General features: G+C 60.0%; 16 protein-coding genes. 8 read left to right on the top strand and 8 right to left on the bottom strand.

The features are described 5' to 3' along the window. Positions 1-12 precede the first annotated feature (12 nt). From ACP15S_RS17655 to ACP15S_RS17635, 5 genes are all read right to left on the bottom strand, one after another. Complete coding sequence (locus ACP15S_RS17655) at positions 13-564, bottom strand: hypothetical protein (RefSeq protein WP_425040991.1); 552 nt, start codon at positions 562-564, stop codon at positions 13-15. 28 nt (positions 565-592) lie between these two features. Beyond that, positions 593-1,822 (bottom strand): hypothetical protein, encoded by a 1,230-nt coding sequence (locus tag ACP15S_RS17650; RefSeq protein ID WP_425040990.1) that lies wholly within the window; start codon positions 1,820-1,822, stop codon positions 593-595. Positions 1,823-1,939: 117 nt separating this feature from the next. Continuing rightward, entirely contained in the window at positions 1,940-2,623 is a 684-nt protein-coding gene (locus tag ACP15S_RS17645) for a TfuA-like protein (protein ID WP_425040989.1), read from the bottom strand. Further along, positions 2,620-3,756: a YcaO-like family protein gene (locus ACP15S_RS17640; RefSeq protein ID WP_425040988.1), complete on the bottom strand. Its 1,137-nt coding sequence runs from the start codon at positions 3,754-3,756 to the stop codon at positions 2,620-2,622. Before ACP15S_RS17640 ends, ACP15S_RS17645 begins: the two co-directional genes overlap by 4 nt. Then, positions 3,740-6,745 carry an ATP-binding protein gene (locus tag ACP15S_RS17635; protein ID WP_425040987.1) on the bottom strand — a complete coding sequence of 1,002 codons (3,006 nt, stop codon included), beginning with the start codon at positions 6,743-6,745 and terminating at the stop codon, positions 3,740-3,742. Before ACP15S_RS17635 ends, ACP15S_RS17640 begins: the two co-directional genes overlap by 17 nt. A 95-nt stretch (positions 6,746-6,840) precedes the next feature. On the opposite strand from ACP15S_RS17635, the gene ACP15S_RS17630 reads away from it, so the two are divergent. The 5 genes from ACP15S_RS17630 (at position 6,841) to ACP15S_RS17610 (ending at position 12,469) form a co-directional block, all read left to right on the top strand. Beyond that, positions 6,841-7,509: a Crp/Fnr family transcriptional regulator gene (locus tag ACP15S_RS17630; RefSeq protein ID WP_425040986.1), complete on the top strand. Its 669-nt coding sequence runs from the start codon at positions 6,841-6,843 to the stop codon at positions 7,507-7,509. A gap of 77 nt (positions 7,510-7,586) precedes the next feature. Beyond that, a complete protein-coding gene (gene uxaC, locus ACP15S_RS17625; protein ID WP_425040985.1) occupies positions 7,587-8,993 on the top strand; it encodes a glucuronate isomerase in 1,407 nt (468 codons plus the stop codon). Positions 8,994-9,154: 161 nt separating this feature from the next. Further along, the gene (locus tag ACP15S_RS17620) at positions 9,155-11,347 is read left to right on the top strand and encodes a YjbH domain-containing protein (protein WP_425040984.1); all 2,193 of its coding nucleotides are present in this window, start codon (positions 9,155-9,157) and stop codon (positions 11,345-11,347) included. Beyond that, the gene (locus ACP15S_RS17615) at positions 11,338-12,054 is read left to right on the top strand and encodes a YjbF family lipoprotein (RefSeq protein ID WP_425040983.1); all 717 of its coding nucleotides are present in this window, start codon (positions 11,338-11,340) and stop codon (positions 12,052-12,054) included. The genes ACP15S_RS17620 and ACP15S_RS17615 overlap by 10 nt, the downstream gene beginning before the upstream one ends. A 106-nt stretch (positions 12,055-12,160) precedes the next feature. Further along, complete coding sequence (locus ACP15S_RS17610; RefSeq protein ID WP_425040982.1) at positions 12,161-12,469, top strand: hypothetical protein; 309 nt, start codon at positions 12,161-12,163, stop codon at positions 12,467-12,469. A gap of 160 nt (positions 12,470-12,629) precedes the next feature. Here ACP15S_RS17610 and ACP15S_RS17605 read toward each other — a convergent pair whose 3' ends face one another. The 3 genes from ACP15S_RS17605 to ACP15S_RS17595 all read right to left on the bottom strand — a co-directional run bounded on the left by ACP15S_RS17605 (position 12,630) and on the right by ACP15S_RS17595 (position 15,655). After that, a complete protein-coding gene (locus ACP15S_RS17605; RefSeq protein WP_425040981.1) occupies positions 12,630-14,114 on the bottom strand; it encodes a tripartite tricarboxylate transporter permease in 1,485 nt (494 codons plus the stop codon). Continuing rightward, a complete protein-coding gene (locus ACP15S_RS17600; RefSeq protein ID WP_425040980.1) occupies positions 14,111-14,599 on the bottom strand; it encodes a tripartite tricarboxylate transporter TctB family protein in 489 nt (162 codons plus the stop codon). Before ACP15S_RS17600 ends, ACP15S_RS17605 begins: the two co-directional genes overlap by 4 nt. A 78-nt stretch (positions 14,600-14,677) precedes the next feature. Continuing rightward, a complete protein-coding gene (locus ACP15S_RS17595) occupies positions 14,678-15,655 on the bottom strand; it encodes a Bug family tripartite tricarboxylate transporter substrate binding protein (RefSeq protein ID WP_425040979.1) in 978 nt (325 codons plus the stop codon). A gap of 127 nt (positions 15,656-15,782) precedes the next feature. Here ACP15S_RS17595 and ACP15S_RS17590 point away from each other — a divergent pair, with 127 nt between their 5' ends. The 3 genes from ACP15S_RS17590 to ACP15S_RS17580 are packed head-to-tail and all read left to right on the top strand — an operon-like array spanning position 15,783 to position 18,066. Continuing rightward, the gene (locus ACP15S_RS17590) at positions 15,783-16,673 is read left to right on the top strand and encodes a LysR family transcriptional regulator (RefSeq protein WP_425040978.1); all 891 of its coding nucleotides are present in this window, start codon (positions 15,783-15,785) and stop codon (positions 16,671-16,673) included. Continuing rightward, positions 16,670-17,413, top strand: a complete 744-nt coding sequence (locus tag ACP15S_RS17585; protein WP_425040977.1) for a sulfite exporter TauE/SafE family protein — start codon at positions 16,670-16,672, stop codon at positions 17,411-17,413. The genes ACP15S_RS17590 and ACP15S_RS17585 overlap by 4 nt, the downstream gene beginning before the upstream one ends. A gap of 32 nt (positions 17,414-17,445) precedes the next feature. Then, positions 17,446-18,066: a glutathione S-transferase family protein gene (locus ACP15S_RS17580; RefSeq protein ID WP_425040976.1), complete on the top strand. Its 621-nt coding sequence runs from the start codon at positions 17,446-17,448 to the stop codon at positions 18,064-18,066. Positions 18,067-18,071 lie beyond the last annotated feature (5 nt).

Here is an 18,071-nt window from a genome sequence, read left to right as displayed (position 1 = left end):
CAACAATGGTGTTTAGCTCAGCTTGCCGCCCCGGTGGGACATTTGCATATGTGCCGAATAGGAATTCACCGCGCGGTTGCCCGGCTGGTTGGCTTCCAGCACCAGTTTCTCCAGATCGCCACTTTCCACCTCGATGGAAATCGTCTGGTCATGCTTGGAATGGCGCCACATATAGAGCTGTCCGCTCAGCACTTCGGAATTGTCTTCATCCTTCGTGGCTTCATAGGGCTCCCCATGGCCACGGACAATCATGATGCGGGGTTTGGGCAAGCGGTAGGCGTGCCCCTCATAGCCATAGGCAAAGATGAGCGCCATCGTGGGCAGAGAGTCTGTATCCGTGAGATCAGATGCCACAGCCGTCAAATCGAGCTGTTTCACAAAGTCGGACCGGACGGTCATGGTGCCTTTGGCCATGGCGCTTTTGTCCTCAGACGAAAGTTTGCCCGCCTTCTTGCCCGATTTCTGTACGTTGGGCGTCGGATACATATGTGATCCGATCAACACGATCTCGGACGGGTCATATGGCCCTTCCGGTATCAGTGAGAGTATTCCTTTTGCATCCATTGGGTGTCCTTCTCCTCTTTGAAAATCATCAGAACCAGGCGGGGGTGCGCGAAAGACCGCGACCGACCATGTGCATGTCGTAAGGTGTCATGATATCGCGCCAGGCCATGCACTCGACGACGGTCTCGGCAATATTGCCCTGCCCCTGCTCCTGCAGCGCCTCGCACACGGCAAAAGCCGCATCGACATAGGTCAAAGCCTCGCTGTCGAGCCTGCGCCAGGAATGGGCGAGCCCGAAGGCCACTTGATCGCGGGCATCGGCCAAAGCCCCTTTGAGCTGGAAATGCTTGAGCTCGTAATCCGCCTCAAACGCGGCGGCATAGGTATGGCTGACATCGGAATTGATATCCCGCGCATCGGGGATGGAGCCGGGCGGCAGGTCCACAAGGCCGCGATCCACTGCGAGATCATGATAGGTCTGCACCAGCACATCAAACATAGCGCCGGTAAAGGGCCGCGACTTGTCATGCACTTCTTCGCCCACTTCCGACATCTTGCGCGCATTGCCCGCAATCCGGATTTGCCGCTCGTCTGCCAGCTCCGCCACGCGATTGAGCTCATTGAGCGCCATCAGATTGCCCGAGCCCCGGCGCAACAAACGGTCCATCGCCGTGTCAAAATGCAACATGCCAAAGAGCGAGCACAGATCAGACACGCCCTCATGGTAGGCTCGAAAGTCCGGCCCGTAGGCCAGGCCCGGACGTGGCAAGCCGATCTCTGAGAACAAGATGGAATGCCCGATCTCATGGGCGATCACGTCGAAATTGAGCGCGTAGAGATCGCGCGCGCCATCCGGCATGGTGCGATAGCCAAATTCCAGCAGCCCATAGCCCGATTGCGCATTGGCCCAATCGATCATCGGGACAATTTCGAGCCGCTCGTAAGTATCGGAAAAGTGCCAATTGACCCGGTTGCCGAGATAGCCCTCCCAGACATCCAGAATGCGCGCCACGCAGCCAAACACATGCACGCCCAAAAACGCCGGATCATCAGGCGCAATATGATCCCAATGCCCATCCGGGGAGGGCTCTGTGGGCGGCGCCTTTGGCCCACTGTAGGGCGGCAGATAAGGGTATTCGTAGGGCTCTTTATGAATCGTGGGATTGACCACATACATCCGATCATTCGCAGGCCCTGGCAGGATTGAGCCTTGCGGGTCCGAGACCCAGACCAGCTCAGGCTTGTCGTACCCCGGTGTATTGGGCGATTGCGGATAGAGAAGAAAACGCGTGCCGACAGATGTCTCATTTGCACTCACGTGCCGATACCCCTTTGAAAAAATTTCACGAATTCATTCGTTAACAACGGATTAACCATACATACCCAGCGCGGTCTGTGAAGTTGTTAACACAAGAAAACACTGTTTTTCTGGTGGTTAGGGATCAAGCGACAAACCACTTGTCTCCAGATCGTCCAGCCAGGCATGCACAATTGCGGGCGCGGGCGTCTCGGGCTTGGGCCAATTGCCCGCCTCAGAATGCCTTGCAAGGCAGCGCAACAGGGCTTCCGCATCACGGGCTTTTTGCCGAATGCGATACGGCTCGAGATCAGACGGCAGGTGTCGCTGCGCAAAGGCTTTCGCGGTTTGCTCTGTCAGCAGGGTTTTCGCCTCTTCCCGGCTCAGCGCGCCCTGTCGAACCGCATGTTCCACACTGCGCCGGATGTCGACCAAAGCGTCCGACACCGGCGCGGACCCCATTTCCGCGGGGCTATGGGTCACAGCGACGGCATCGTCGGCCAGCAAGGCGAAACGACGGTACCAGCGATAGATCAGCCCGACGCCAATCATGCCACAGGCACTGAGCTCCGCGGCGCGCAAAGCCCCCATGCTGGAGGCCCCGAAGACAGGCACAGCCTCGGACATTGCCCATAGGATTTCGCGGTGCCGCACGGTCGGCTGATCCTTGAAGACCCCATCGATGAGCCCAATGGCCGGGGCACCGTCCTGAAACGCGCGCATAATATCGCCTTGCGCCGCAGGCGGGCGATATTCGGCATCGAAAATCATGCGCGCTTGGCGCACAGGCAGGCTTGGGCCGAGGAACACCACGGGTTTCATGCGGCCCGCTCCAGCTGCATCGGATCCGTCACCAGACGGGGCGCGACAATCCTCGTGATGGCCAGTGGCAGCGTAGGATCCCAGTGTAACACAACCGCGTAGAGCGGGCCCAAGGATTGCGCCAACTCCAGCACATTGGCCACTGGCCGGCCACCGCCCATCGGCTGCGCAAAAGGATCAGGCCCGTGGCGCGCCCATTCCGCATTGAGCACGTCAGGCGCATATGCGTGTTGATAAAACGGCTGGGTGATGTCCTCGCGCGCGCCAGAGATCACCGCCAGCCGCGCCTGCAAGGCTTCGAGCAGCGCGGCAGAGACGGCTGCCCCCGGCTCAAAACGCGCCGCAAACCCTGATGCGGGCAGCGGCAATGCGCTGGCGCCCGGGCGCTCCATCACCGATGCCTCAATGACAGGCACCTGAGCATGCCCAGGCAGGGCCCAAACCGCCGCACGCAGATCCTGCGCATGGATCGTTTTCAGGAGATCTCCGTACGCCGGATCGTCTGATGCCAAGGACAGTCGCACCCGCCTGCCCGAATGCTGCGCCCTGTTGCGCGCGTCCGCCTCAAGACACTCCAGAAGACCATGCATGAGCGCCGCCGAGAGCGTCGACCCCGCCCCCAGACCGATAGAATGACGCAAGATCGGCGCCCGTTCGGCAGATGCACCACGCGAAAAATCAGTGGACAACAGGTCACGCGGAACAGCCGACCACGTATTCACCGTCAACTCGCGCGCGTGGACAAATGGCGTCTCCTGTGAAGGCCAAGCCTCGCCCGATGCGTATGCGGACCAAAGATCAAGATTCGAAGCGGGCGCAGGCGGCAAGCGTGACAAGTCTTCGCCAGCCGCCATTTCAAGGCATTCCAAAACCGCGCCAACGGCGGCGGCCGGAAGGCTCCGCGCCTTACCTTGGGTGACAGCATTGGAGCGGGCTCTGGGCCGCACGGCCTGAACCACGGGAAGGCCCAATTTGTCGAGCCCGGTGATATCAGCAACCCGGGTGATCCCAAATTCGGCAAGTCTCGGCCTCAGCCTCGCCCAATAGGGCTCAACCTCCAGCGATTGCTGCGCTGGCGCGCGCAGAACGGCAGCCCAGTCTGCATCCGAGAGCGGTTCAGAGATCCAGCGCATGGCGCAACTGATCGCGAAGCGGACAGTCATCTATGGCGTCCAGATGCGCCTGCAGATGCGTCTCCAACGCACCGGGCAGCCCAAGCCCCAGATCAAGGCGCACCGCCGCATTGCGCAAAATGAGCATATGCGCACCCTGGGCTTGCGCCACCTCGAAGCCTTCATCGAGAGCGGCTGTCGCCTGTGCGCCCGCTCCCAGAATAAGCGCTTTGCGCCGGAGCAATTCGGGGAGCCAATAAATGAGGCCTGTTGCGCGCGACTGGACGATTTCTTCTTCCAGCGGGCCCAAAGCCCGATCCTGGGCGCCATGGGCCGCAGCAATGTCCGCAGCAATATCAGCGTAGAATGGCGTGTCCTCCAGGACGCCAAAGCCTCGCAATTCCGCAAGCCCTTCCATCACGGCATCATACTGCCCCGTATCGCCCTGCCGCGCGGCCGCCCAGCCACGAAAAATCTTGCGTTTGGCCGTGATTGCAGGCGCGGCATCTGCTCCGGCAAAGGTCTGGGTCTTGGCCAAAATCCTATCGATCTCGGCCACGTCCTGACGAAAGACGGCCACTTGCGTTGCGATATCGAGCCCATGCAACCGGCTGGCCAGATGTTCGGTCTCGTCCCCCCAACGCTCGCAATCAGCAATCGTCTGGCGGCTTGTCCCCAACTTGCCTGTCAGCCACTCGCACAGCGCGCGCTCCCCCAAGCCACACACCTTGGCGTCATGGCCGTAGAGGTGACGGGAGCGTTGGCCGACGTCAGGATCATAAAGCGCCAAGCCCTCGCTAATGGCGGACAAACAGCGCTCATGTGCGCCGCTGTCAAAAAGCGTGGCCCAGCCACAATGCAACGCCTGAAGGCGGGATTCCTGATCAACCTCTTCCGTGACATCCCGGATCAGGATTTCGGACCGGCGCGTCTGCTCGACCAGATCACTGGCCGTGAACCACCAGCCCCAGAGTATCGGGAAAAAGTCCTGACGGGCGGCCTCTGGAAGCGAGAAGTAGAGGGCTTGGCCCTCGCTATAAAGCGCCTCCGCTGCGCGCGGGCTGTCGAGAAAGGTCACCAGCGGGCCCAGAAGCGAGATGGCACGCAGTTTGATCAGAGCGTGATCCTGGCTCTCCGGTTGTCCGCCCAACAAGCTGAGCACGCGTTCCAGCAAGGCGCGGGGCGCATGGAGCGCAGAACGTTTGATGGCATCCTCCGCCACCGCAAGCAGCAGCTCGATCCCGCGCATCGTCCGCTCTGCCGCGAGGCAATGCTCGGCCAGCAGAATATCGGGGACATCTTCTGCCAATGTGGGCTCGGCATCCACCAGATCGACGACATCGCCATGCAGCTTGCGCCGCACTGCGCGCAGCTGGCTGTCATAGGCCACGTCACGGATCAGCGCATGGCGAAACAGATAGATCTCTCCATTGCTGGTATCCTGCAGACCGTGATCATTCAGGCGCTGAAGGTCCGCATCGAGTTCAAGTGGTGGATAGTCTTTGGCCAGACGCGAGAGCAGTTGATAGGGATATTCGCGCCCCAGAATGGCCGCGATCTGAGCCGTGCGCTTGGCCCGTCCGGCGCTCTCAAGGCGCGTGGCCAAAAGATCGCGCAGCGAACCCAGCTCCGCGCCGCTTTGAGCCTCCAACCTGCCTCCATGAGCGGCAACATCGCAGGCATGGGCAGTAAGCTCCGTGAGGAACAACGGATTGCCGTCCCCTTTCTCCACGATCCAAGCCTGCGTCGCGTCACTGAGCGGAGCGCGCGCTATATCCTGCACGAGGGCCATGGCGGCCTCAGGATTGATGGGCGTAAGATCCAAGGATCGGTACACGCGGGCGATATCGTCGAGACCTTGCGTGCTGCGTGTGGTGGCCAGCACCATCATCGCGCGCGAGCGGCACTGGCACGCCATTGTTTCAAGAACCGCGAGCGTGACCTCGTCGGCCCAGTGCAAATCTTCAGCCAAGAGCAGCAGAGGTTTGTCTGCAGCCAAAGCCACAAACACCTCGCAGACCGCATCCAGTATGGCCCCGCGACGTTGATCTGACGAGAGCGTATCGTCGTCTTCCAAAGCGCCAAGCCGCTCAGCAGTCTCGACCGCGGCGGCACACAGACGGGCATCACTGCCGTCTTCATAGGCGGCGTCATACATGCGAATGACAGAGAACAGCGCTTCACCTTGCGTGCGCGGCTGACATTGCAAGACGAGCACGCGTCCATCTTCTGCCTCGGCCATGAGTTCTGCGGCCATGCGCGATTTGCCGATACCTGCCTCGCCGTCAATGAGGATGGCGGTGCCTTCGCGCTGTCGCGTCTTGGCCCAGGCCTCCTTGAGGTGGGCAATCTCCGTCGCGCGCCCGCTGAGCGCCCCGGAGGCATCGCGGTGCTGATCAAAGCGAGACCGGGCGGAGCGCATGGCCTGCGCTTGCCAGGCTTGCGCCTCGTCCGGAAACCCTTTGAGCGCAGGCGTCGCCACGGCCGTATATTCGACCGCGCGATAAGTCAGGGCATGGGTCGCCGCACTGACAAGCACGGTATTGACGGGCGCGGCCCCCTCCAGCCGCGCAGCCAGATTTGGCGCAACGCCCACAGCGCCCAGCTTGCCACCGCTGGCACCTTCCGCATCCGAGGACATGACGACGACACTGGTGGCAATACCCACACGAATATCCGGCGCATTCGCGATGTCCTCACGGGCGGCCAGCAGCGCCAAGGCCGATTGCACAGCCTGCAAGGCGGCATCCTCCATAACGTCGGGGTAGCCAAAATAAGCCATGCCGCCATCGCCCAGAACTTGCTGGAGCGATCCACCATGTTCGCCGATCAACTCACGTGCCGCGGCATGGATGCTGTTGAGTGCGCTGCGCAATGCTTCCGGATCGCGGCTTTCAATGAGCGAGGTCGAGCCTACGATGTCGTAAAACAGCACCGTCAGCTGGCGCCGTTCTCCCGCCTCCTCTGCCTTGACCACTTTGGTTTGCGCGCGTTTTTTGAATAGCGACATGTCGCCCCTCTCGTCTTGATCGCACCATGGGGAGAAAATGCGCGAAGCGAAACAATTTTATTTCGCAACAGGTCGTGCGCGTCTAAGGTCGCCGCATGACCAGCGGTACCCCTGAACGCAACGCATTTTCCGTCCTCTTTGATGCCAGTGCGGAGCCGGGTCCGCTCAAACCCCATCATCTGACAGAGATCAGCCTGCGCAGCGGCGAGGCGCTCTTTGATCAATCGGACTTTGACGACAAGCTCTACATTCTGGATGCCGGGCGCCTGGAGGTCAGCGTCTTGTCCGCAGCGGGGCGCAAGTTGTCCCTTAATCAGCTGGAACCCGGCGCGGTCTTTGGCGAAATCGCTGTGCTCGCACCGGGTCCCCGGACGGCGCGCATCGCAGCGCTTGCCCCGTCCCGTTTGCGCGCAATCGGGCAAAAAGCCCTGCGTGCCGCCATTGAGGAAACCCCGGCCCTTGCCGTCGACCTTCTCGAACTCGCGGGTCAGCGCATGCGCTGGATGAGCCAGCAGATGGAGGAGCAGGTTTTCATGGCGCCCACCGCGCGGCTTGCAGCAAAACTTCTCTTCCTGATGGGCCCGGACCGTCAGGTGAAAATGTCTCAGGAACAATTGGCGCATTTTGTCGGTGTCACGCGGGAAGTGGTTTCCAAGAATCTGTCGCGCTGGCAAACCGAGGGCCTGGTCGAAATCGGGCGCGGGCGCGTGACCGTGAAAGACGTCACGGGCCTCGAAGACCTGCGCGATGTTGACCTGTTGTAGGGCCAGCCGTCCGGGGTCTGAGGCCATTGTGTCCCCCGGCGCATCTTGGCCCCTAATGCAAGCCACGGGAGAGCAATATGTCCCTGACTGATCCTGATCGTCTTTTCCCTGTCGAGGCCCGCCCTCGCGCCCTCGCACGGGCGCTTTATGACTCGGTGAAAGATCTGCCCATTCTCAGCCCCCACGGGCACTGCGATCCAAGATGGTTTGCGGAAAACAAGCGCTTTCCCAATCCCTCCGAGCTGTTTGTCATTCCCGATCACTATGTGTTTCGGATGCTCGTCAGCCAAGGGGCTGATCTCGGCATGCTGGGTGTGCCGCAGGCGGATGGCACACGCGCGGACGTGGATCCCAGGGAAATCTGGGACCAATTCGCCGCGCAATATCATCTCTTTCGCGGGACGCCCTCGGCCCTCTGGCTCGATCACTCCTTTGAACATGTTTTTGGTCTCGACGTGCCGCTGAGCTCTGATACCGCCGACATCTACTACACGCAGATCGAGGCCTGTCTTGCCCAGCCCGAGTTCCTGCCCCGGGCCCTGTTTGATCGCTTCAGGATTGATGCACTCGCCACGACAGAGGGCGCGCTGGATGATTTGCAGTGGCACCGGATGATCCTTGAGAGCGACTGGCCCGGGCGGGTGATCACAACCTATCGCCCCGATGCCGTTGTTGACCCTGATTTCGAGGGCTTTCAGGACAATCTCCGCAGGCTCGGCGAGATGACGGGCGAAAACACCGACACATGGGAGGGCTATCTCAGCGCGCACCGTCAACGGCGCGCCGCGTTCAAAGCCATGGGCGCCACGGCCAGCGATCATGGCCATCCCAACGCAATAACCGCAGATTTGCCTCAAGAGGACGCCGTGCGCCTCTTTGAAACCATCCGCCATGGACACTACACCGCCGAGGAGGCAGATCTCTTTCGGGGCCAGATGCTGACCGAAATGGCCCGGATGAGCCTTGATGACGGGCTCACGATGCAAATTCACGCCGGATCGCATCGCAACCATAACACCGGCATCTTTGGTCAGTACGGGCGCGACAAAGGCTATGACATTCCGATGCGCACGGATTTCGTGCAGGCGCTCAAACCACTGCTGAATGCCGTTGGGATGGAGCCGGACCTTCGGATTATTGTCTTCACGCTGGATGAAACGACCTATGGACGTGAGCTGGCCCCCCTGGCAGGTGCTTACCCCGCCTTGCGTCTGGGCCCTCCGTGGTGGTTTTTCGACAGCTATGAAGGGATCAAGCGCTTTCGCGAGGCGACGACAGAAACCTGCGGTTTCTACAATACGGTGGGCTTCAATGATGATACCCGCGCCTTTTGTTCGATACCGGCACGGCACGACGTCTCAAGGCGCAGTGATTGTGCCTATCTCGCTCATCTGGTGGCCACGGGCCGCTTGCGCGAAAACGAGGCCTTCGACGTCGCCTTCGATCTCACCTACCGGCTCGCCAAAGACGCCTACGGCCTGTGAGTGCCGCGGTGGTTCGAAATCCTTGCCCACCTCGGCAGCAACTGACGCATTTTCGACGCTATCTCCGCCGAAAAGCCCTGTGAAGGGCCACAGGTCATTGCACCCCCGGGCGCATTTATGGTTGTGTGCGCGCAAACCACGACGACATCTTGTGAGGCGTCATGCGAACAGGCAAAGCTGCGCGATCTATCATCGGAACGCCCAAACGAACGTCCGGGACGCTCGCATGTGCGGTTGCGGCACTGCTGAGTTCCACCAGCGCGCTTGTCGCGACAGACACACCCGTTGTTCTTGGCCCGATCGATCCGCTGGCGCCTGCCGCCATCCGGCCAACGCTGAATTTCAATGGCATGCCGGGTCTGATCGACACGCCGAGCGCTGGCGCCATGCCGGATGGCGAGCTTGGCATCACCTTGTCGAGCTTTGCTGGCTTCACCCGGACGACCCTTGCCTGGCAACTGACCCCACGCCTGTCGGCCTCCTTCCGATATTCCCTTTACGAAAACGTCGATCGTGGGAATTTTGAAGATTACTATGACCGGTCTTTCGACGTGCGCTACCAACTGGCCTTTGAAGGCAAGTATCGCCCGGCCATTGCCATAGGCCTGCAGGACTTCGCGGGCACGGGCTTTTACGCGGGCGAGTACATTGTAGCCTCCAAGACCTTGCCACAAAATGTCACGGTGTCTGCCGGTCTGGGATGGGGGCGCTACGGCTCTTACAACTCCGTTGGCTCCCCTTTTGGCGAGGATCGTGACCGCGGCGGCGATGGCCCGGGCGGCCAATTGGCTTATGACAGCTGGTTCCGCGGCCCAATGTCCGCCTTTGGCGGCATCGAATGGCGCCCGACGGAAAAGCTTGGCTTCAAGGTCGAGTATTCCACCGACGCCTATGAGTTTGAGGCCGGTGACAGAGATACGTTCGACCGCCGGTCGCCTTTGAATTTCGGTGTTGAATACCAGGTGAACGACCGGCTCCGTCTGGGCGCTTACTCACTTTATGGCGACGAGATCGGGCTGTCTGCATCACTTGCCATCAACCCCCGCCGCCCCGCGACACCACGCTCGGACAAGCTGGCGGCACCGATCTCCGTCAGGCCCGATAGGCTGCGCTTCCCCGACCTTTGGTCCCCCGATTGGGTGCAGGCCCCGGCGCGACGGCAAGCGGTTCAATCAGCGCTCACAACGGCTCTGAACGCGGATGGACAAACACTTCTGGGCACCCGTTTCACAGGCACCTCCGCGCGCGTCTGGGTCGAGAACAGGCGCTACATCGAGCCCGCAGGGGCCGCAGGGCGGATCGCCCGCGCTTTGGCCAACCAGCTCCCCGCCTCTGTCGAGACGTTCGAGATCATTCAAGTGGCACAAGGCGTGCCAGTGTCGACGCTGACATTGTCGCGCAGTGATCTTGAAAGGCTTGAGACAGCGCCTGATCGTGCTGAAGCGCTTCTGGCCCGTGCTCAATTCTCTCCCGGCGCCCGGATGCAGGCGGAGGATCAGCTCGAAGGGCTGTACCCGCGCTTCAACTGGCGCCTCGCGCCCTATACACGCACCAGTTACTTTGATCCCCGCAACCCCCTTCTCTTCCAAGCCGGGCTGCGTCTGCGGGCGTCTTATGAATTCACGCCGGGTTTGAGCCTTCAAGGCAGCGTCCGACAGCGCTTGTTCGGCAATTTTGACGAGGCCCGCATCTCCAGCACAGATGCGCTGCCCGTAGTGCGCACGGATTGGGCCCGTTACGCCAGCTCAGACAAACCTCAGCTTGACCGGTTGACGCTGAGCTATGCCACGCCGCTGGGCAAAGATCTCTACGGCAAAGTCTCTGCAGGTTTCCTTGAGCGCATGTATGGCGGTGTGTCCGCCGAAGTGCTGTGGAAACCCGTGGACAGCCAGCTTGCCTTGGGAGCCCGCGTTCATCATGTGCGCAAACGCGATGCCGATGACGCCTTTGGCTTTGACGAATATGAGACAACCACAGGCCACGCCTCCGTCTATTATGAATTCGATGACGGATATCTCGCGCAAGTTGATGTGGGTCGCTATCTGGCGGGCGATATCGGCGGCACGCTGCGATTGTCGCGCGAGTTTTCCAACGGTTGGCGCGTCAGCGCCTTTGCGACGCTGACCGATGTATCTGCCGAGGATTTTGGCGAAGGATCGTTTGACAAAGGCATCAGTTTTTCGATCCCCCTCAGCTGGGCCTCCGGCAAATCCAGCAAGACCACCATCGGGCAAACCATTCGACCTGTGCAACGCGACGGTGGTGCGCAGCTGAATGTCAAAGGCCTCTACGAGAGCGTGCGCGGCGGGCACAAGGAACGGTATGAAGATGGATGGCCTTTAGTATGGCGATAACACTTTGCAAAATCCGACGCGGCGGCGCGCGCCTGTTACCGCTGATGGCCGTTCTGGCGCTTTCGGCATGCGGCACTGGGGAAAGCGGCGGGCTTGAACGTCTGTCCCGCACGCTTCTCGACAGCTTCAAACAACCCGCTGCGGGCGCGGGCAATATCACCGCAACCCGTGCTTCCCTGCAGGCGGCGGGCTTTTCCGATCCTCTGATTGTGGTTGCTCTGCCACAGGCGGGCACACGTGGCGGAATGTTGCTCACGCAGACCAAGAACGGTGTGAACCTTTGGACGGCTGCCGATGGCGGCAGCACGGTCCAGCTGGAGCGCGGCGTTTTGCGCGCCACAAGCGGGTTCGGCAATGATCTTTACAGCGCGGATAACGGCCCGTTGGTGCAGGCCATCGGCGCAGGCGAGAGCGCACAATATACCCGCATCCTGCGCCACATCGACGGCACCGCGAAAATTACCAAAACCAACTATACATGCGTTTTGACGCGCGAAGGCACAGAATCCATCGTGGTTTTTGATCGCTCCCACGACACGCTGCGCTTACGAGAGGACTGCAGCGCACCGGGCGTTGGCCCGGATGGCAAACGCCAATCATTCACAAACGTCTACTGGCGTGATAAAAAAGACACTGTCATTTGGCGCGCGCAGCAATGGATCAGCCCAAAACTTGGCGAAATGGTGCTTGAACGTGTATTTCGTTAGTAATTTCCCGCTAAGAGACAAAAACATGTGTTGCGGCGAATTGAACACCCTTGAGGGCCGTGCTAAGCAGGCGGCAAGTAATAATTTACACTGATCGGAGTCAGACATGAAGACACTGAAACTTTCCGCGGCCGTTTTGGCCATCACAGCATTGTCCACAGCAGGCGCGGTTGCGCAGGTCGTTGAAGGCGGTGCTGCAGCGGGTGCAGGCGGTGGCGCAGCTGCCGGTGGTGCGGCTGCAGGTGGTGCTGGCGCAGCGGCGGGCATCGGTGGCGTGGCCGCGACACTGGGCGTCACAACTCCCGTGCTGATCGTCGGCGGCGCAGTAGCGACCCTGACAGTGGTTGGTGCCGTGACGCAAGCCGAGAACGATGACGACGGCGACGACTCCACAACGACAACAACCGGCGAATAATACTTCGCCGGCCCCCTGTCGGGGCCTTATGGTTGATTGAGATAAAGATGGCTCCTTCGGGGGCCATTTTGTTTTTCTGAGCAAAGTTAATCGTCCAGGTTTTGGGGCTGGCATCGCAAAACGCGCCAGCCTGCAACCTCACGCGACCAGGCACCCAGGCCTAAGCGCGAACCTTCCTGGCCACATTCCGAACAATCGCGAAGATGGTGATCGTCGTCAGCGCCCAAAAGAACCACGTGATTGGTCCGCGTAGCAAGATCGTGGGATCACTCCCAGACATGAGCATCGACTGGCGGAAGTTATCCTCCAGAAGCGGGCCCAGAATAAAGGCGATCAGGAAAGGCGCTGCTGGTACCTGATAGCGCATCATGAGATAACCCACCCAGCCCATCGCAAACATCACACCGACGTCGAAGATGTTGTTGTTGACCGCAAAGACCCCGTAGATGCAAAGCACAAGAACAGCTGGCATCAAGATCCGTTTGGGCACATCTGCCACGAACCGGAACCCCTTGATCGCAACACTCCCGACGACAAACAGGAAAACCGAACTCACGATCAGGCCAATAAAGAGCCCATAGATGATATCCACATTCAGGATGAACATCATGGGCCCCGGTTGCAGGCCATGGATCATAAACGCCCCAATGATGATCGCTGTAATCACGTCCCCGGGTACACCAAGTGCAAGCAGCGGGATCAGAGTGGCCCCTGCCACACCGTTGTTGCCCGCCTCAGACGCCGCCACGCCCTCAATTTCGCCCTTGCCGAAATTCTCCTTGTTGGGCGATTTGCGACGCGCCTCCGAGTAGCTCAGAAATGCAGATGGCGCCGCGCCAATGCCAGGGATGGAACCCAGAAACACACCAATCACACTGCCACGGATAATGGATTTGAAACTGCGTGCGTAATCCGCCAGCGACACTTTTGATGTGCCCAGTGATCTGGCCTTGCCCAGATGTGCGGTCGGGTTCCAGGCCATGGCTATGATTTCCGGGATCGCGAAAAGCCCGATCAACACGGCGATGAAGTTGAGCCCTCCCATCAGATTGGGATCGCCAAATGTGAAACGGTTGGTCCCGTAGACCAGATCCAAGCCCACAGTGGCCAACAAGAGCCCCAGCAAAGCGGACAGGGCGCCCCGGAGCAAGCTGTCTCCCGACACGCCTGCAATGATGGTGAGCGAGAAAAGGATCAGCGCAAAAAATTCAGGCGGGCCAAAGCTGAGCGCAAAAGAGGCGAGCCACCCGGCAAAGAGAATTAGCGCCAGATTGGAGACGATGTCAGCTGTGCAAGACGCCCAAAGCGCCATGCCAAGCGCCCGGCCCGCCTCGCCCTTTTCCGCCAGCGGATGCCCGTCCAGGATTGTCGCGGAGGACGCGGGCGTACCCGGTGTCTTGATGAGAATAGCCGGGATCGAACCGCCAAAGATGCCGCCTTTGTAGACTCCGAGCAAAAGCAGAATGCCCGTGATGGGTTGAAGGCTGAAGGTGAAGGGCAGTGTGAGCGCCACGGCCATCGTCGCCGACAGCCCCGGTATGGCGCCGCCCACCACGCCGATACAAATCCCAGCGAAGAGCGCAAAGAAGGCCTCGAACGAGGCCACAACGCTCAGGCCCGCCATCAGGCTGTCGGCCAAACTCATGGCAGCCTCACGTAATTGCCTTGCGGGATCGCGACACCGGCGACATGCGCAAAAAAGCCATATAGTGCCAGCGGAATGACCACGGCACAGACGAGCGCCGCCACAGGGTGGCGCGTCCGGAACAGGAAGGCCGTGAGCGCGAAGACGATCATCGTCGTCCAGACCATGCCAAGGCGCGGCAGGGCAAACATCGTCGCGATCATGATCACCGCAAGCGCCCCCAGCCGGACCCAGGATTGCGCATCGCCCTCCACAATATCCATCGGATCCAGGGCTGCGCTCTCTTTGCGCGCGGCCAACAACAACCCAAGTCCCGCAAACCCGGTTAATCCTGTCAAAACGTAGGGCCAAAACGTGGGCGCAAGAACGATGTTGGAGACATTGCTGGGCGAGGACACCCAATTGGGGATACCCAGGAGCATCAACAGCGCTGCGGCGATGCAGGCCCCAATGCCCAATCTCAACTGAACGGATTTAGGTGACACGGGCGCGCCCTCTTTTGAGAATATGCGGCAGCCCGCAGGGCTGCCTCATTGCCTTGATATTCTCTTCAGACCAGAGGCTTAGCCTTCGATACGCATGCCAAGTTCATCCACCAGCGCCTTGAAGACCTCATATTGCCCCTGGATGAATTCATTGGCCGCAGCCGGGTCCATCAATTGAATGACCGAGCCACGCGCCGTCATGGTATCGTTGAATTTTGCATCCTGCGTCGCAGCCGCCATCCACATGCCCCACTTGTCTGCCACATCATCTGGCAGACCGGCCGGGCCTGCGATGCCTGTCCAGCCGACGAGCTGGTTGAGGCGATCCTTGCCGAGCTCATTGGCCGTTGGCGCATCAAAACCCACCACGGGCTCCGGCGTCGTGACCATCAGTGGCTTGAGCTGGCCATTGGCCACAAAGCTCGCCAGCGCGGACGAGTTGGTGCACAGGAACGTGGCTGTCCCGTTAAGCACCGCCGTGGCCGCCGCACCACCGCCCTTTTGCGGAATATGCGTCGCGGCTGTCAGCGGGTCTTCGATGCCAAATTCCTTGAGAACCATGGCGCCGGCCAAATGCAGAAGCGAGCCAACCCCGGATGAGGAATAGCTCACGCCGCCTTCTTTGACCTTGGCCACGAGCTCATCCATCGAATTGATGCCCGAGTTCGGCGTCACGGCGCAGGCCACGGGGTTGATCTCATAGACTGTCACAAAGCGGAAATCATCCAGCGTGTAGGGCAGCGTCGCCTTCATCGCTGGGTTCACCGAATGCGATCCCACACGCGCAAAGAGCATCGTGTAGCCATCGTTTTTGGCGTTTTGAACGGTCACGGAGCCCGTCGCGCCACCCGCGCCGGTCACGTTGGCCATGATCAATGGCTTGCCAACCGCATCGCCCAGAGGCTCGGCAATGGTCCGGGCGGAGATATCCGTCGCGCCGCCCGCGCCGTACGGGATCACCATGTTGATGGCGCGCTCGGGGTATTCCGCGAGTGCAGCGGTTGCTCCAAATACTGCGCTCAACGCAAGTGCACATGTCAGTGTGTTAAATCTCATGACGTCCTCCCAGAAGTCTTTGCCGTTTGTTTGTGGCTTTGGGATAGTGTAGGCGTAAGCTATGCTTAAAAGAAGTTAAAACAGCTTACAGCCACTGATAGCTCTCCTTTCACAAAGCCGCATCTTCATGACAATTCGCCTCCTTCGCACGCTTGTGGCCATCGCCGACACAAAGACCTTCAGCGCGGCGGCTGAGGTTGTACATGTCACCCACGCCGCAGTCAGCCAGCAGATGCAAACGCTTGAGGCCGATCTTGGGATCGCCCTTTTTGACCGGAGCACGCGCACGCCCGAGCTCACCCCGGTGGCCCACAAGATCGTTGCAAACGCACGCAAACTGATTGCGGATTACGACAATCTCGTGCCCTCCGCCCTGGAAGACGGCGGCCTGACGGGGGTTGTCACATTGGGCGCCTTGCGCACGACGCTGACAGGGCTCACGCCGCGGGCCATGGCCATCCTGAAGGCAAAATTCCCGGAGACTATCCTGCATATCCGGCCGGGATTGACGGGAACCCTGCTCGCCGATGTCGAGCGACGCTCCCTTGATGCGGCCATCGTCACCAAGCCACACCTCATGCCCGTGGGCGTCGCCTTTCGCGAGCTGACCCATGAGCCCATGCAATTGATTGCCTCCCATGAAGAACCACTGGACGATCCAATCAAGCTCCTGACAACGCGGCCTTTCATCCGGTTCAACCGCAGCGCTGTCGTGGGCACGTTGATCGACAATTGGATCGTTTCCAAACGGATCCGCGTCTCTGAAACTATGGAACTTGATAGCCCCGAAGCGATTGCAAGTATGGTACATGCCAATCTTGGCGTCTCCATTGTCCCCGATTTGGCGGTCAAACCGTTTGACGGCATCCCCATCAAACGCATCCCGCTTGGCCCGGATGCGCCGCGCCGGCATTTGGGGCTGGTCTATCAGGAAGACAATCTGAAAACCCGCGCGATCGATGAATTGTTCATCGCTTTGAACTCCGTCATTGATGACGCGAAGAGCGCCTCCTTATGAGCTGGGAGACCATACTTTTCCTGCTGTTGGGCGCCATGGCGGGCGGTTTCATCAATGGTTTGTCCGGGACAGGCACCGCGCTTTTTGCCCTCGGGTTCTACCTCGTCGTGCTTGATCCAGTGCGTGCCGTGGCCATTGTTGCCTTGATGTCGGTTCTGGCGGGGCTGCAAGGGCTCTGGATCGTCCGCGCTGAGATCTTTGCACAACCACGCCGCTTGCTACGCTTCATGCTGCCCGGTCTGGCGGGCGTCCCTCTGGGCGTCCTGTTGCTTGACGTCATTGATGCCAGCACCTTGCGTTTGGTGATCGCAACATTGCTCATCATCTACGGTGGGTACTTTGGCTTCCGCGCCGCGCTTCCGGCTTTTTCGCGGCCCACCCCTGTCATCGACAGCGGCATCGGCTTCACCGGCGGCGTTCTGGGAGGCGCCGCATCGGTCTCGGGGGCAATCCCAGCCATGTGGCTTTCCATCAGACCGTGGACAAAATCTGAAACCCGCGCGGTCCTGCAGCCTTACAATGTCGCCATCCTGAGCACGACGGTGTGCCTGCTGCTGTTTAAAGGCGCGTTTGATCGTACCGCACTCAACGCATTGCTCATCACAATTCCCAGCGGTCTCATCGCAGCCCAGATCGGCATTATGGTATTCCGGATGCTGAGCGATACGGCGTTCCGGCGCCTCCTGATTCTGCTGACCTTGCTGATGGGCATTGGCATTTTGATCTCCGAAGTTACCTAATCTGTCGAAATGTTTCGCAAAAGGACGGCGCAATGCTCAAACTCTACTACTCAAAGGGCTCCTCTGCGATTGCGGCGCATGTCCTGCTGGCGGAAGTTGGCGCGGCCCACACGCTCGTCGAGATCTCAATCCCCAAAGGCGCGCATACCTCAGACGCGTTTTTGGCGATCAATCCCAAAGGCCGCGTGCCCGTGTTGGAGACGCCGCAGGGCGTTCTCACAGAAAATCCCGCCATACTTGAGTATATCGCAGACACATATCCCGAAGCAGGGCTGGCCCCCGAGGGCGCTTTCGCAAAGGCCAAAGCCCGCGCGCTTTCGGCTTATCTCTGTGCCACCGCTCATGTCGCGTTTGCCCATAAGCAACGTGGACTGCGATGGGCACGCGAGGAAAGCTCCCTCAAAGACATGCAGTCAAAAGTCGCTGAAAATATCCGGGATTGCGCCGTTTTTCTGGAAAATGATCTGGATTTGGCCCCGTGGGCCATGGGCGAGAGCTACAGCTATTGCGATCCATATCTCATGTTGATGGCGCGGTGGCTCAAGGCAAATGACATCGCGCTGGACCCCTTCCCCAAGCTGGCGCGCCACTTCGACGCGATCAAGGCCCGCCCAGCGACCCAAGAGGTCTTCGCGCTACATGGCCTGAGCTAGGGTTA

It is taken from the genome of Primorskyibacter sp. S187A, from assembly GCF_049800955.1.
GTDB lineage: Bacteria > Pseudomonadota > Alphaproteobacteria > Rhodobacterales > Rhodobacteraceae > JAKVBH01.
The sequence above is the reverse complement of the archived record's forward strand: the minus strand, read 5'-3'. Positions and strand labels throughout refer to the sequence as shown.

Bases quoted from the DNA above. Each gene is read 5' to 3' on its own strand.
- ACP15S_RS17595 (WP_425040979.1), bottom strand. From the start codon at position 15,655: ATGAGATTTAACACACTGACATGTGCACTTGCGTTGAGCGCAGTATTT.
- ACP15S_RS17630 (WP_425040986.1), top strand. From the start codon at position 6,841: ATGACCAGCGGTACCCCTGAACGCAACGCATTTTCCGTCCTCTTTGAT.
- ACP15S_RS17590 (WP_425040978.1), top strand. From the start codon at position 15,783: ATGACAATTCGCCTCCTTCGCACGCTTGTGGCCATCGCCGACACAAAG.
- ACP15S_RS17610 (WP_425040982.1), top strand. From the start codon at position 12,161: ATGAAGACACTGAAACTTTCCGCGGCCGTTTTGGCCATCACAGCATTG.
- ACP15S_RS17640 (WP_425040988.1), bottom strand. From the start codon at position 3,756: ATGCGCTGGATCTCTGAACCGCTCTCGGATGCAGACTGGGCTGCCGTT.
- ACP15S_RS17580 (WP_425040976.1), top strand. From the start codon at position 17,446: ATGCTCAAACTCTACTACTCAAAGGGCTCCTCTGCGATTGCGGCGCAT.
- ACP15S_RS17635 (WP_425040987.1), bottom strand. From the start codon at position 6,745: ATGTCGCTATTCAAAAAACGCGCGCAAACCAAAGTGGTCAAGGCAGAG.
- uxaC (WP_425040985.1), top strand. From the start codon at position 7,587: ATGTCCCTGACTGATCCTGATCGTCTTTTCCCTGTCGAGGCCCGCCCT.
- ACP15S_RS17615 (WP_425040983.1), top strand. From the start codon at position 11,338: ATGGCGATAACACTTTGCAAAATCCGACGCGGCGGCGCGCGCCTGTTA.
- ACP15S_RS17585 (WP_425040977.1), top strand. From the start codon at position 16,670: ATGAGCTGGGAGACCATACTTTTCCTGCTGTTGGGCGCCATGGCGGGC.
- ACP15S_RS17655 (WP_425040991.1), bottom strand. From the start codon at position 564: ATGGATGCAAAAGGAATACTCTCACTGATACCGGAAGGGCCATATGAC.
- ACP15S_RS17620 (WP_425040984.1), top strand. From the start codon at position 9,155: ATGCGAACAGGCAAAGCTGCGCGATCTATCATCGGAACGCCCAAACGA.
- ACP15S_RS17605 (WP_425040981.1), bottom strand. From the start codon at position 14,114: ATGAGTTTGGCCGACAGCCTGATGGCGGGCCTGAGCGTTGTGGCCTCG.
- ACP15S_RS17645 (WP_425040989.1), bottom strand. From the start codon at position 2,623: ATGAAACCCGTGGTGTTCCTCGGCCCAAGCCTGCCTGTGCGCCAAGCG.